Below are 13,149 nucleotides of genomic sequence, written 5' to 3'. Positions count from 1 at the left end.
TCTAGACGTTCCTTTTGGCTAATCAGCCACCTTGTCCTTTGACTATCTTAACCTCCCCGCCCCTCGCCACTCCTGCATATTGCGCCAAATCGCAACAATATCTTGTCCATAGCTTAGATTCCCAGAGTGTGACCACTTCCCATTCAGATCCTCCCAGCAACCACCTCGCCCTCTCCAGCCCGAGCGCTCTATCCATGCAATTGGCCGTTTAGCCATATCTGCTTCCTGCCGCAGAATTTCCTTGGAGGCAAACGTGTATAGAAGCTGCATGTGCACATCTATTGCAGTTTCCTCCGCACCTTCAATGAGCAGGATTTGGCACCACGAGGGACCCATAATATCTAAAGCCCAACATCTTGTGTCATACACCATCTGACAATAAGCCACATCGCCCCGAATCCCATAACGCTTCCCCAACCTCAAATACGACTCCGCTATCTCTGGAGCTTGTGGATTTCGCCTCCTCACATAAGCATCCATTCTTTCAGCCGTGCAGCACGCCTCTCCCATAAGGGAGAGCTTGCCAGTCGGCTCCAACTCAAGATGCTTTCGGAACGCTGAGCTGACGGTTTCCATTTAAATTTCCCCTTCCCACTCTACACTTGCCAGATCTGTCCAACCTAGTCTCTATAATCTATTCACAATATCATTCTGTTTGACCTTAACTACCAACCTGTTACAATTAAATGGAGTTGTACCCACCGATAAATAAAAATTGTGCATAACTCTGTGGATAACCACGTAGTTATCCACAAAATTACGCACAGCATGTTCACAACGAATATACGTTCTATGGTAAGGGATGGAAAAAATGACAATTACGCAAGATGAACACTGGATGAAAGAAGCTATTCAACAAGCCCGCCTAGCTGAAGCGCTGGGGGAAGTCCCTATTGGTGCGGTCATCGTCCGCGATGGGGTGATTGTCGGCACCGGCTATAATCTCCGGGAAAGAGATCATGATCCGACGGCTCATGCCGAATTAATTGCCATTCGACGAGCAAGTGAACATCTACAAGCATGGCGACTTTTAGGCTGTACCTTATATGTAACGTTGGAGCCTTGCCCGATGTGCGCAGGTGCTATTCTTCAATCTCGTGTGGAACGCGTTGTCTATGGTGCGTCAGACCCGAAAGCAGGTTGTGTAGGCACACTGATGGATTTACTACAAGATTCAAGATTTAACCACGTTTCACCGTGGACATCAGGAGTTCTTCGGGAGGAATGCTCATCTCTATTGAGTGACTTTTTCCGTAGACTTCGAAGACGATAATAAAGATACGTTACAACTGCCGGCTAGTTTGCGATACTCTGATTCTTCCATACGTAAGCGTTGAAGCTGAATGATGAGACGATCCGCTTCCTCACTGACCGCTACAATCTCGGGATCGGTCAGATTGCCCAGGTCGTTAGCCATTTCACATAAGCGACTTTGTAGCAACTGGAGGCTTCTTATGAGTTGTGAGGTCTCCATGTGAGTCATCTGACCGCTCCTTTCTTAATTAAAATTTTCGTCACACTTTGTCATACAATGATAGGATGTTCGAATCATTCTCATTATAGGACAAATTTATCCATTTTTTTGTTGAAATGTGTCGACCACTACCCCCCATTTGCAAAATATTTTTCGACAAATGTAGGAGAAATGTACTAGATATAGTCATTTTATTAACTCAGAACCCTATGGAGGGACGAACTTGAGTATTCGTATACTATTAGTTGAAGATGATGAATCACTTCATCGAGGGCTCCAGTTTACGTTACAACAGGAAGGGTATGTAGTTCTTGGCACCCATAGTATTGCAGGAGCAAGAGCGATACTCAAGGATCATGAGGTTCATCTTCTTTTGCTTGATGTTCAGCTTCCCGATGGGAACGGATTCGATTTCTGTACCGAAATTCGCAAGCACCAGGATACCCCCATTATCTTCTTAACAGCTAGTGATCAAGAATTCGACATTGTCCGTGGTTTGGATCTTGGAGGAGACGACTATATCACTAAACCGTTCAGACTTCGGGAGTTTACATCTCGAGTTCAAGCGGTGCTACGACGTCGCTCACCCATTTCTCGTGAAGAGGATAAAGCTGTTCTTGTCTGTGGAGGCCTGACCCTGAATGTTGGTGAGATGCGCTTAGAGAAGAATGAGCATGAGATCCCCCTAAGCATTACGGAGTTTAGGTTGCTCAGCTTGTTCATGACACATCCCCGATCCGTATTATCCAAAAATCAGATCATCCAACAGGTATGGCCTGACGGAGCTGAGGTACTGGATGACAATACGGTTGCGGTTAATATTCGTAGGTTACGGGAGAAGATCGAAGAGGATCCGCAAAATCCACAATTCATTGGCACAGTGCGAGGAGCCGGTTACCGATGGAACGGTTAGAGGAAAAGAGATTAGGGATTTATCGACTTTGGCGCAATCCTTCCATAAGAAATCTTTCCCTCGTCCTGACTGCTCTATTGATCATGGCCGTTGTCCTTATTGCTCTGTATAGTCACTACTCCACTGAAAGACTGAAGAAAAGCTGGATGGACAAAGAGGCCGCCATGATCGGGAGCCTTGTTGCTGAGCAACCGGAGTGGGCTGCGAAATGGATCACTCATTTAGTTGAAACAGACAAGCCTTCCCCAGAGTCAGTTGCCGAGGGCTACAAAGTTTTGGATCAATATGGACTCACTACCGCACTAGAATCGGATTGGTTCCCAGTGCTCGGAGGGCACCAGTCCCGCACGTTCTGGAGTTTAATCGGTGGTGCTATTGTGTTCATGATTCTTATCGCGCTATTCGTATTTCGCGAAATCAGCAAGCAGCTGCAGAGAATTCGGACTTTAGCGAACTCCTTAGAGGACACTGTCAAGCATAACCAGCCTATGAGTTATCTCGTGTACGACGAAGGGGAATTGGGATTACTGGCGAACGGAGCTCAGGAGCTCACTATCCGTCTTAGAGAAACCATTGAACAACTTCACCGTGATAAAGCATTCCTTAAGGACACGGTATCGGATATTTCCCATCAGCTCAAAACCCCACTTGCCTCCTTAATGATCTACATCGATCTGTTACGAGAGGGAAATGTCGATGCTGGACATGCTGCTGAGTTTCTTGCGACATGCCGGCGTGAGCTAGACCGAATGGAATGGTTAACCTTAGCTCTACTCAAGCTTGCCCGTTTAGAAGCAGATGCATTAGAAATGAGCATGGAAGAAATCCCGCTTGCGGATACCCTTACCCGCGCAAAGGATTCTGTTCGAAGATTAGCCGACGATAAGACGATTGACATTAAGATTGAGAAATCCGCATCTGATACGAGTGTAGTCCTCCCCCACGACTCCCATTGGCTGGCGGAGGCTTTCATGAATTTACTCAAGAATGCCATCGAGCATAGTCCTAGTGGCAGTACTGTTGCCGTTTCCTTGGAGAATACCCCTGTATTCATACGTTTGCAGATCAAGGATCAAGGACCTGGCATCGCAGCACAGCACCTTCCCCATATTTTCAAGAAATTTTATCGCAGCTCTTCGGAAGGCAGTGGGGTCGGTCTCGGTTTACCGCTGGCCAAATCCATTGTAGAGAAGCATGGAGGAGTGCTGTCTGTATTACCCAATCCATCCGGAGGAACAATATTCAATATTGCGTTACCCCACCATCCATTCTCAGCGAATTCGACGAAGCTTACAAAACTGTAAGCGGAGAACCCACTATCCTGTAAGATTGCCACGATATACTGGGTTCAGTGCAATAGAGAGCGGGGATCGTTTCACTCCGTCTCTCACGAATTCAATTACCGGAGGATGAGACCTACATGGATGTTATTAACGTAGATGGATTAAATAAGTTTTACGGCAAAGGAACAACACAGGTGAGCGCGCTCCGCGATGTTTCCTTTGCTATTAAGCAAGGAGAATTCGTTGCGGTTGTCGGAGCGAGCGGCTCTGGTAAAAGCACATTGCTTCATATGCTTGGTGGACTCGATAAGCCGAGTGACGGTTATGTTCATATCGATGGAGAGAATCTATATGCGCTTAAGGAGAAGGATCGTGCGGTATTCCGTCGCCGGAAGATCGGTTTTATTTTCCAATCCTATAATCTTATTCCCGTTCTGAATGTGGAAGAGAACATCCAATTGCCCATGTTACTCGATCATCGTCAACCTGATAAAGCTTACATCAGTGACCTTATTCATACTCTTGGCCTACATGATCGTCGGAAGCACTTACCCTCAGAGCTATCTGGAGGACAGCAGCAGCGGGTTGCGATAGGCCGGGCATTAGCTTACCGTCCAGCCATTGTTCTAGCTGATGAACCAACAGGTAACCTCGACAGCGCGAACGGTCGGGAAGTGATCGAGCTATTAAAGCTTGCTGTAAATCAGTATCATCAAACCGTTATTGTTATAACCCATGATATGAATGTAGCCGCTGAAGCGGATCGCGTCCTGAAGCTACAAGATGGCAAGCTTATTAGTGATACGAGCAGCCACGGGAGGGGCGTATGAGAAGCTATGGCGCAATGGCAGGGCGATATCTGAAACAGCAACGCAAGCGGTCCATACTCACCATAGTGGGCATCATTTTGTCCGTAGCCTTAATTAGTGCACTTGGCACAATGGGGCAAGCGTTGAAGGATAACTTGCTTATGAATACCAAGTATGAGGATGGCTCTTTTTATTTTGGTTATGAGAAGCCGACACCCGAATTATACGAGACACTCAAGAAGCATGTGCTAGTAGACCAATTAGGCGTGCTTCGTGTGGGTGAGAAGACCACTCCACTGAAGAACAATATTACCGTTCAGGTAAGCTCAGCAGACGAAGATGGCTATAAGCTCCTTCCTGTACACCTTTATGAAGGTCGACTGCCGTCATCGGCTGATGAACTTGTCGTTGAACAATGGCTCCTTGAACAGCTACCTGGATCACCGAAGCTAAACGGATCCGTACAATTGAACAATCCAGATGGACAACCTCATAATTATCAAATTGTTGGCGTGTTGAATAATCAAAAAGGAAGTCAGATCAAATACTTCTCCCAAGCATTCACATTCACAGATGCTCCAAATGTAACGATCACTTCTAAGGCTCAATTGTTCCTCACCTTGAAGCCTGGCGTTGATATTAATAAACAGATTGAAGCTTTTACTAAACTTAGTGAAAATAAAATGTTTACCAACCATCAATTATTAGCACTCATGGGGGAGTCCGCCGATAACGGACTTAATCAAGTATTGGCAATCATCTTCGGTACATTAGTTGGTCTAGTCGTACTATCCACTGTTGCCGTAATCTACAACGCATTCCATATTGCTGTATTGGAGAGGATCCGACAATTCGGACTGCTGCGTACGTTAGGTGCATCTCCTGCACAAATTCGCAATCTGGTATTCCGCGAAGCAACGGTACTATCCGCTATTGGCGTGCCTCTAGGCTTGCTAGTTGGATGGTTCGGTCTATGGTTTTCTCTGTGGCTCATGGCCAAGAGCGGACTGAAAATCATGATGATGGAAACGTTCGAATTAACGTTCCATTGGTGGATCATAGGCGGAAGCTTCGTCATTGGATTCATCGCTGTATATTTAGCCGCTTGGCTCCCCGCACGCAAAGCATCGCGTGTGTCCCCGGTGGAGGCTGCGAAGGGTGCCGGTAGTATCGTCCGAGAATCGTATCGACGCATACGTATCCCATCGCTTCTTAACCTGATTGGAATCGAAGGTCAGATGGCTTCAAAAAATATTCGCCGTAATCGGACTAAATTCCGAATTACAACGTTCTCTATCGTCATTAGTATTATGCTTTTTATCGTGTTCCATTATTTTACCCAGCAAGCATTAAACATGACGACAACAACCAATGAGGATGACCGTATTGCTTTCATGCTCCGATCCAGCTACTCAGAAGATATCGCTAAGCCACAACAAGGCATTGACTTCATCTCCGACGACGTGATGGATCAAATTGCGGAGCTACCTGGTGTCTATGGCGTTTATGGCAATTATTATGGGCTGGGAGCTATGGTTCAGGTTCCTGAAGAGGTGGTCAACGGTCATTTCGAGAAGAAGACAGGGATCCTCTTCGAACCCATGCAATCGGATGGAAATAACAATAAAATCATCTACTCTGACATCCGTTTATACGATGATGCGAAATTACACGAGGCATCGAAATATTTAAAATCAGGTAATATAAATTCCGAGGAATTGGCCGACAATGGCGTGCTCCTTATACAGACGGTAAAACCTATGACCGTTGATGGAAAAAAAGAGATTATGCCATTAACCCGCTACAGTGTTGGGGATAAACTGACGTTGGACATGGGAGATGGGGAGAATGTGGAGCAGATTCAGGAAGTTACCGTCACGGGAATTTTGACGCAGTCTCCCTTTGACTCTCCTTATCAAGAAAATACCTTGATCATCATCACATCAAAGCCAACGTACGCGAAATTATTTGAGGCACTCCCTCAGAACGAGTCCACGAACACCTATGGAACGGCGCGTATCGGACTTGAGGTCGCACTTAAGGATGGCGCCGATCCGGAGCCGATTCGACTAAAGCTCCAGGAAGTCGCACGTAATCATCCCGATAGCCAGTTCATCGATTACGCCGCGTCCCAGAAGGAAAATCGTAATTTCAACATCCAGATGCAAATATTCGTCTACAGCTTCCTCGTTATTATTGGGGTGATCGGGAGCTTGAATATTATTAACACCGTGCAAACCAACCTGTTACTACGGCGCAGGGAGATTGGATTACTGCAGGCTGTGGGGATGACAATGGGGCAAATCCGCCGAATGGCTTCCGCAGAAGGGGTATGGTTCGGTGTCATCGGTAGCTTCTGGGGCATTCTGCTTGGCGTTGGTTTTAGTTATGTGCTCTATCAACAGCTGTCCAATGTTCAGGGATTCCCATTTGAATTCCCTTGGGGGGCTTCTCTGATCGCATGTGGTGCCGCGCTGTTTATTGGATTGTTCTCTGTACAGGGTCCGCTCAGACGGATGGAAAAAGCGAATCTACTTGAGGAATTACGCGAAGAAGCCTAATCTAATCAGACATAAGAAAGGGTGATTCCACGAGCCGCGAATGGCTTCTGGGATCACCCTTTTATTTATCCTTTTGCAGGTCCAGTGGATTTCCGAATAATGAGCTCTGTTGGAATAATCACTTCCGGAGGCGGAAGCTCCTTATCCTTAATGAGCTCGTCTAGTAACTCTATCGATCGTCTTCCAATCGTTATCATATCCTGACGGGTCGTGGTGAGAGCAGGTCTGATGTTACTTGCAATCTCGATATCATCGAAGCCGATCAACGAAATATCCTCTGGCACCGATAATCCAGCATCTTGAATGGCCTCCATCGCTCCAACCGCGCTCATATCTGAGCAGCAGACTACCGCTGTTGGCGGCTCAGCAAGCGCTAGAAGCTTGTTCATGGCTTGGTATCCCATCTCACGAGTGAAATCCCCTTCTGATACATAATCTTCACGATAAGGAATTTCCGCCTCTGCCAACCCGGATCGATAGCCTTCTAGACGTTGTCTATTCGCATAGGAATCCTTGTTACCTGACAAGAATGAGATTCTATGATGATTCAAATCTATCAAATAACGAATAGCGCGCTCCACAGCCTCGTGGTTATCCGAGCTTATATAACCTGCGCGTCCTTTTTTAATATCCAAATCAATAAATAAAGTTGGAATACCCGACTCAATGAGTTCGTCGAAGCTCATTTCCTCCTGTTGAAAGCCAAATACAACGACCCCTTCAACATTGCGACTGTGGCAATGGTGGACGAAGCTATATTCCTTAGCACGAGACATTTGGGCCAAGTAAATGAGATCATAGCCAAGGGACTTTAGCGCTTGCTCCATACCGGATAGAATCTGGGTGAAGAACGGATGTGCCAGTCCTGTCGTCAAAAATATCCCGATCGTCATCGAACGTCGTCCGACCAAGGAACGGGCCGCAGAATTCGGATAGAACTGCAACTCTTTCACAATTTGCAGCACTCTTTCTTTCGTATTCGCATTAACCGTCGTATATCCATTCAACACCTTTGATACGGTTGCAACAGATACACCCGCGGCCTTAGCCACATCATGAATATTGGTAGCCATCTTCACACCACCCCGCTAATTTCCGGAAACACAACTGATGTTAGCATATCACAAATGAGATGGACAGTCAGGAGGGTTATCTGAACGATTAACTATACCCAATGTTCTTCTAATATGGCGTAATAATGGCTCCTTATTTCAGACTAGGCTCGACCAGATTATTTGTTTCGTTCCGAGTACGGACAAAGGCACCCAGGAATAGATGGAGGGCACGAAGAAAACGACGACTAGCTTTTCCTTTGGATCAACGAAAAATGCCGATCTTCCCGCCCCCTCTAACTGGAATGTCCCCTGCGTTTCAAAAGATAGATGATCTATAGCGAGATCGAGTCCTAGTGCATGGCCCTTGTCTTTGATCTTGCCACCCCAATGGTAAGCAGGAACATGGAATAGATGACGACTTGTCAGTAGTTCAACTGACCTTCTTCCAAGAATGCGTTGATCTCGGAAAGCTCCACCGTCTAGCAGCATTTGTCCGAATTTCCACATGTCATTTAGGGTAGAATAGAGCCCACTGTCCGATCGTGGAGGCCTTCTTGAGTCATCTTCCTGCCCTCTCATCTTCTCCCTATCATATTCGTCAACTGTACATACTTCTGATAGGAGATGTTCCGGTATATCGAAGAAGGTGCGTTCCATTCCAAGAGGTTGTAAAATATTTTCGATGACATACTCTTCATACTTCTTACGAGATGTTCGGGCAATAATTTCACCCAGCAGTGCGAAACCTACCGTGGAATAATTATAGGCTTCCCCCGGTTGGCATACTAACGGTCCCTGTAACACTTTACGGATCCAATTGTCCGTACCTCCGGCTCCCCACCACTCCCGTGGATAGGGTTCATTATAATAGCCCGTAACAGGTAGGATTCCCGAAGTATGAGTCAACAAGTGAAACAGATTAATCTCTTGATGCATTGGATTATTGAACTCTTCCAATATTGACGCCACCGGCTGATCAATATAGAGCTTACCATCCTCGATCAGCTTAACGATAGAGACGCTTGTGAACGCCTTCGTGATGGAAGAGAGCTTACGTAAGGAGTCCGGCTGCAATTGCCCCTCGTTCGTACTTCCATGAAGCGGTCCCATCGATTTCCACGCTACTACTTTACCGTTGCGAGCGACCAGGTAACTTGCTCCTTGAAGTTTATTATGGGACATTAATTCTTGAAAATGATGATCTAACTTACTCAACTGGCGCGAGTCCAGTCCTACCTCCTCGGGTACAACCTCTATGTTGCCTTCTAATACTGGCCAGCCGCTCTCTAATGCATTCATTGGATGCCCTACCTTCTGTATAAAGGAACTTTGGACATATTCTAATGAAATCCACAAGTGTCGTCTATATAAATCAGAATACTCCATTTCATATTGTCAGAAATCATTTATTAGTATCAGATTAGTTCCATGTGTAAATACTGCCCCACTTACTCATCATATGATGATCTATAGCGTTTCCGCTCCGATAATATCCGCAATATTAAAACGTTCCCCATCCACGCTAAACGTGCGTGTATATCCGTCAACGCGATCGACGATGCCAATGACCGCGCAGTCTTCATAAGGGTGATAGAGGAAAAATTGCGCCATTGTCCGCTTACCGAACGATTCCATCAACACGCGCATAATCGCTTCCCACTCCTGTACATTGATTTCTGGGCATTCAATACTACTCGTCTTATTCGTCATAGTACCATCTCCACTGCAAGTATCCGATCAACAATTAGAGTACGGAAACCGCGTTTTTGAACATCGAACACGCGAGCTTTACCGTCACGGACTGCGAATAGGTTTACGCGGCGTTGCGAAAATTTACCGCTAGTATCTACATAAATGAGATCGACCTTGCGACCGATACACTTCTCGATGGATGTGTTTGCTCCGTTACTCATCATAAAACCCCTCCATAATAGGAACGTTTGTTCTTATTATAACGGGAACATAAGTTCTTATGCAAGGGATTATAAATAAACAAAAAGAACCGCAATAACAGCACGGTTCTTCTACTCTTTGCGTATGGTGGCCCTAAGAGGACTCGAACCTCCGACCTCGGCTGAGCCTTTATGAAATCAGCCATTTTCAATTCTAGTTAACGACTTCTATAAATTTATGATTCGTATACGCATAGGCATGATCCACACCGGAAGAACCGATTGGAACCTGAACTTGGTTATCCTCGAGAATAAAGGCGATTTGTCCGTCCGCTACGAGTATCTCTTCAAATGGAACGTCGGCTTTCAGACTTCCTTCTTTATAGGCATATACCATGATGGTAGCTTCGGTCATTAAATTGCCGCTAGCAATCCACAACTCATCCACGCCGTCGCGGTCGAAGTCGAAGGTTCCCGCTTGTACGCGATAATCGTCCATGAGTGTGCCGTACTCATCGAAGCCATTTCCCGGTAAATTAAAATCTAACGGCCTTTTCGTACCATCTTGGGGATTTCGGATGAGCTTTTTCATCCCGTTGGGGTGATCCATCCCGATGACCAGTTCCAACTGTGTATCGCCGAAAGTGAGCGGCAGTACGACGTCAGGGTCGTCGAATCGCTTCCAATCTACCACAGCCAACGATCCAGCCTTGCCGCGTACAAGCGAATCCCCCAAGGGGATGCTAGTTTCACTCGTCGCACTTACTTCATTAGTAATGATAGTGCTAGTGTCGTTCTTTTCCGGGGTCTTATTCATTTCTATTTCTATATCCGATTGCATAGCTTCTTGGGTATTGGGGTTGTCCTTTAAGTTGACCGATCCCGGCCAGCCGTTAAGTTGTTTCATTATCATAATCTCAAAGTCTTGCGGAGGATCACTGGACTCCGTCACGGAAGTGAGCGGATTATATGTATATTGGTTGCCCGAACCCATCGTTACGGATACGAGCATGCTCGTCCGAACCGACACGCCGAAGCTGTTGTTCGCATCGACAACAAGGTGAACCATAAAGTAAGGTTCGTTCTGATCGACAATATCGCTGGATACCCACTTCGCCGATGAGGGACTCGCCAGATTTTGTTCCATGATCTTTTTGGCGGCGCGGATCGCTTTGTGGGAATCATCTTGATTAACTATGACTTTACTAAATGCACCCTTGATATCGGGATAATATTTGTAGCTTAATGTGATGACGATAAAGAGAATGGCTAAAGCCGAGAAGATCCGCTTTATTTTCGCTCCCGAACCATTTATTTTCCCATTTTTGTAGGGGCCCTCGAACACTAAACTTCCGCTTCGATCATAGGATTTACCTGTTCCGTTCATCATGCCGTTACTAAACATACCCTCGTAGCATATGACTCCCGTATCGTAATAAATTGTTCCGTATCCGTTTAAGATGCCGAGCTGGATCGCTCCTTCGTACAGTCGTTCCCCGGTTTCGCGATATTCAATAATATGCCCATGAGGGAGATTATCTAGAAACTGGCCTTCATATTGCAGTTTTCCGTTCGACCGATACCATTGACCCGTCCCCTGCATACGCCCGTTTAGCCATTGCCCCTCGTAATTCAAGTTTCCGTTATCATAGTAGAGTCGGCCAATACCGTTCTCTTGGTTATTCTTCCAACCCCCCTCGTATTTTGTCCTTCCATCTGGGTATAAGAGGCGGTGAGTTGTTAGTTCCGAATCCATGAAAGATAAACTCCTTATATATGCTCAATTTACAAATAATTTACAAAAAAACCCACATTATATGGATAATATTTGAGACCAGTATAGCATGTCATATTGCAAAATGCACTGTACATTCTACTACATCCGACATTTGGCTGTCTTTGCTGTTCTTCTGTTGTCCTATGGGCAACAGATGGACAACCTCGCCCACAAGGAACTTCCCCAAGACCCTCATACCATGCAAAAAGAACTCGATCTCCATTAAGCTAACTGGCAGAATAGTTAAAGAAGAAATGTTATTATGAAATGGAAAGGGTAGTTAATGAAGTAATGATAATATTTTTTAGGAGTGTCGCTAAATGAGTGGTCCAGATATAAAAAGTGTTTTCCCAATGAAAAATATCCGAAGCCTATGTTTTTTGAAAAATGTAGTGGTTAATCCAAATATTGAAATTGGGGATTATACTTATTATGACGATAATAATAATCCTTTAGATTTTGAGAAAAACGTTCTTTATCATTTTGACTTTATAGGGGATAAACTAAAAATCGGTAAGTTTTGTGCTATTGCATCCAACGCCAAATTTATTATGAATGGTGCAAATCATAATACAAACTCTTTTACAACTTTTCCTTTTGGGGCGTTTGGTGAAGGTTGGGAAGTGGGTTTAAAGAATTTAAGTGGTGGATTCAAAGGTGATACAGTTATAGGAAATGATGTTTGGATAGGCTATAATGCTACAATTATGCCTGGGGTTAATGTGGGTGATGGTGCTATAATCGCAACAAATGCTGTTGTAACCAAAGATGTTCCACCTTTCTCAATAGTAGGGGGGAATCCAGCTAAATTAATTCGTTATAGATTTGACGAGGAAACGATTGATCTTCTCAATACTATTAAGTGGTGGGACTGGGATATCGAAAAAATAACTGAATTAATTCCCGTTTTGACAAGTAATAATACAAATGCTTTAAAGGAACTGATAAAGGCATAATTAAATACCGTTTTCCGGCACCTGATCCGGCGCAAGGAAATTAAATATCGTTCGCAACGTTCGAAGCCGCAACGCGATTGTATAAGGCGCCAGCGTTACACCTGCGACTGTTCGCTCCGGTACCTCGCTAAACTTCGTCTTGTGCGACATGTAATTAACGTAATCCCGTAGAACAGTCGCGGAAACCTCGTCAATATTCGTTATACTGCCATACTCCGCGAGCCACTCCGTAAAATACCGCCAATGTGAAACTTATCCTTTGGCGTCCTCTCGCGATTACCTTTAACTGCTGATTTCCCTTTACGCGGGTCCATACGAAAAACCTCCCCGAAATAATCGTAGGAGGTTCGCATAATAATGACCGGCGTTCATACGTTTAGCACGCTACAAACCGTATGCCTTACGGATATGGTTAGCGTTACATTCAAC

The 13,149-nt window shown here is 45.3% G+C and carries 14 protein-coding genes; 6 read left to right on the top strand and 8 right to left on the bottom strand.

From position 1 onward, the window contains the following. Positions 1 to 42: 42 nt before the first annotated feature. Positions 43 to 576 carry a hypothetical protein gene (locus tag M1K58_RS18595; RefSeq protein WP_256760376.1) on the bottom strand — a complete coding sequence of 178 codons (534 nt, stop codon included), beginning with the start codon at positions 574 to 576 and terminating at the stop codon, positions 43 to 45. Between the two features lie 235 nt (positions 577 to 811). Between M1K58_RS18595 and tadA the strand changes: the two genes are divergently transcribed. Further along, positions 812 to 1,273, top strand: a complete 462-nt coding sequence (gene tadA / locus M1K58_RS18590; protein WP_256760375.1) for a tRNA adenosine(34) deaminase TadA — start codon at positions 812 to 814, stop codon at positions 1,271 to 1,273. Here the strand turns inward: tadA and M1K58_RS18585 are convergent. After that, positions 1,235 to 1,483: an aspartyl-phosphate phosphatase Spo0E family protein gene (locus M1K58_RS18585; protein WP_256760374.1), complete on the bottom strand. Its 249-nt coding sequence runs from the start codon at positions 1,481 to 1,483 to the stop codon at positions 1,235 to 1,237. The two genes, tadA and M1K58_RS18585, sit on opposite strands and share 39 nt — an antisense overlap. Before the next feature lie 214 nt (positions 1,484 to 1,697). Here M1K58_RS18585 and M1K58_RS18580 point away from each other — a divergent pair, with 214 nt between their 5' ends. The 4 genes from M1K58_RS18580 to M1K58_RS18565 all read left to right on the top strand — a co-directional run bounded on the left by M1K58_RS18580 (position 1,698) and on the right by M1K58_RS18565 (position 7,040). Then, positions 1,698 to 2,387 carry a response regulator transcription factor gene (locus tag M1K58_RS18580; protein WP_256760373.1) on the top strand — a complete coding sequence of 230 codons (690 nt, stop codon included), beginning with the start codon at positions 1,698 to 1,700 and terminating at the stop codon, positions 2,385 to 2,387. Next, positions 2,375 to 3,691, top strand: a complete 1,317-nt coding sequence (locus M1K58_RS18575) for a sensor histidine kinase (RefSeq protein ID WP_256760372.1) — start codon at positions 2,375 to 2,377, stop codon at positions 3,689 to 3,691. Before M1K58_RS18580 ends, M1K58_RS18575 begins: the two co-directional genes overlap by 13 nt. A 116-nt stretch (positions 3,692 to 3,807) precedes the next feature. Then, positions 3,808 to 4,500 (top strand): ABC transporter ATP-binding protein, encoded by a 693-nt coding sequence (locus M1K58_RS18570; RefSeq protein WP_256760371.1) that lies wholly within the window; start codon positions 3,808 to 3,810, stop codon positions 4,498 to 4,500. After that, a complete protein-coding gene (locus tag M1K58_RS18565; RefSeq protein WP_256760370.1) occupies positions 4,497 to 7,040 on the top strand; it encodes an ABC transporter permease in 2,544 nt (847 codons plus the stop codon). Before M1K58_RS18570 ends, M1K58_RS18565 begins: the two co-directional genes overlap by 4 nt. A 65-nt stretch (positions 7,041 to 7,105) precedes the next feature. On the opposite strand, the gene M1K58_RS18560 is transcribed toward M1K58_RS18565, so the two are convergent. The 5 genes from M1K58_RS18560 to M1K58_RS18540 form a co-directional block, all read right to left on the bottom strand. After that, positions 7,106 to 8,113, bottom strand: a complete 1,008-nt coding sequence (locus M1K58_RS18560; protein ID WP_256760369.1) for a LacI family DNA-binding transcriptional regulator — start codon at positions 8,111 to 8,113, stop codon at positions 7,106 to 7,108. Positions 8,114 to 8,251: 138 nt separating this feature from the next. After that, positions 8,252 to 9,394, bottom strand: a complete 1,143-nt coding sequence (locus tag M1K58_RS18555; RefSeq protein WP_256760368.1) for a serine hydrolase domain-containing protein — start codon at positions 9,392 to 9,394, stop codon at positions 8,252 to 8,254. Between the two features lie 168 nt (positions 9,395 to 9,562). Beyond that, positions 9,563 to 9,805: a YolD-like family protein gene (locus M1K58_RS18550; protein ID WP_256760367.1), complete on the bottom strand. Its 243-nt coding sequence runs from the start codon at positions 9,803 to 9,805 to the stop codon at positions 9,563 to 9,565. Beyond that, positions 9,802 to 10,011 carry a hypothetical protein gene (locus M1K58_RS18545; protein ID WP_256760366.1) on the bottom strand — a complete coding sequence of 70 codons (210 nt, stop codon included), beginning with the start codon at positions 10,009 to 10,011 and terminating at the stop codon, positions 9,802 to 9,804. Before M1K58_RS18545 ends, M1K58_RS18550 begins: the two co-directional genes overlap by 4 nt. 190 nt (positions 10,012 to 10,201) lie before the next feature. Continuing rightward, a complete protein-coding gene (locus tag M1K58_RS18540) occupies positions 10,202 to 11,743 on the bottom strand; it encodes a toxin-antitoxin system YwqK family antitoxin (RefSeq protein ID WP_256760365.1) in 1,542 nt (513 codons plus the stop codon). A gap of 341 nt (positions 11,744 to 12,084) precedes the next feature. On the opposite strand from M1K58_RS18540, the gene M1K58_RS18535 reads away from it, so the two are divergent. Then, positions 12,085 to 12,720: a CatB-related O-acetyltransferase gene (locus tag M1K58_RS18535; RefSeq protein ID WP_256760364.1), complete on the top strand. Its 636-nt coding sequence runs from the start codon at positions 12,085 to 12,087 to the stop codon at positions 12,718 to 12,720. Here the strand turns inward: M1K58_RS18535 and M1K58_RS18530 are convergent, their stop codons facing one another. Further along, entirely contained in the window at positions 12,721 to 12,870 is a 150-nt protein-coding gene (locus M1K58_RS18530) for a hypothetical protein (RefSeq protein ID WP_256760363.1), read from the bottom strand. Positions 12,871 to 13,149: the final 279 nt, after the last annotated feature.

Origin of the sequence: Cohnella sp. WQ 127256 (assembly GCF_024519285.1) — a bacterium.
Classification (GTDB): Bacteria; Bacillota; Bacilli; order Paenibacillales; family Paenibacillaceae; genus Cohnella.
Note: the sequence above shows the minus strand (reverse complement) of the source record. Positions and strands in the feature narration are given on the sequence as shown.

What these genes read in the sequence shown, in the direction of transcription:
- M1K58_RS18545 (WP_256760366.1), bottom strand. Translation starts at nt 10,011, where the DNA reads ATGATGAGTAACGGAGCAAACACATCCATCGAGAAGTGTATCGGTCGC.
- M1K58_RS18565 (WP_256760370.1), top strand. Translation starts at nt 4,497, where the DNA reads ATGAGAAGCTATGGCGCAATGGCAGGGCGATATCTGAAACAGCAACGC.
- M1K58_RS18555 (WP_256760368.1), bottom strand. Translation starts at nt 9,394, where the DNA reads ATGAATGCATTAGAGAGCGGCTGGCCAGTATTAGAAGGCAACATAGAG.
- M1K58_RS18550 (WP_256760367.1), bottom strand. Translation starts at nt 9,805, where the DNA reads ATGACGAATAAGACGAGTAGTATTGAATGCCCAGAAATCAATGTACAG.
- M1K58_RS18560 (WP_256760369.1), bottom strand. Translation starts at nt 8,113, where the DNA reads ATGGCTACCAATATTCATGATGTGGCTAAGGCCGCGGGTGTATCTGTT.
- M1K58_RS18535 (WP_256760364.1), top strand. Translation starts at nt 12,085, where the DNA reads ATGAGTGGTCCAGATATAAAAAGTGTTTTCCCAATGAAAAATATCCGA.
- M1K58_RS18540 (WP_256760365.1), bottom strand. Translation starts at nt 11,743, where the DNA reads ATGGATTCGGAACTAACAACTCACCGCCTCTTATACCCAGATGGAAGG.
- M1K58_RS18585 (WP_256760374.1), bottom strand. Translation starts at nt 1,483, where the DNA reads ATGACTCACATGGAGACCTCACAACTCATAAGAAGCCTCCAGTTGCTA.
- tadA (WP_256760375.1), top strand. Translation starts at nt 812, where the DNA reads ATGACAATTACGCAAGATGAACACTGGATGAAAGAAGCTATTCAACAA.
- M1K58_RS18575 (WP_256760372.1), top strand. Translation starts at nt 2,375, where the DNA reads ATGGAACGGTTAGAGGAAAAGAGATTAGGGATTTATCGACTTTGGCGC.
- M1K58_RS18530 (WP_256760363.1), bottom strand. Translation starts at nt 12,870, where the DNA reads ATGTCGCACAAGACGAAGTTTAGCGAGGTACCGGAGCGAACAGTCGCA.
- M1K58_RS18595 (WP_256760376.1), bottom strand. Translation starts at nt 576, where the DNA reads ATGGAAACCGTCAGCTCAGCGTTCCGAAAGCATCTTGAGTTGGAGCCG.
- M1K58_RS18570 (WP_256760371.1), top strand. Translation starts at nt 3,808, where the DNA reads ATGGATGTTATTAACGTAGATGGATTAAATAAGTTTTACGGCAAAGGA.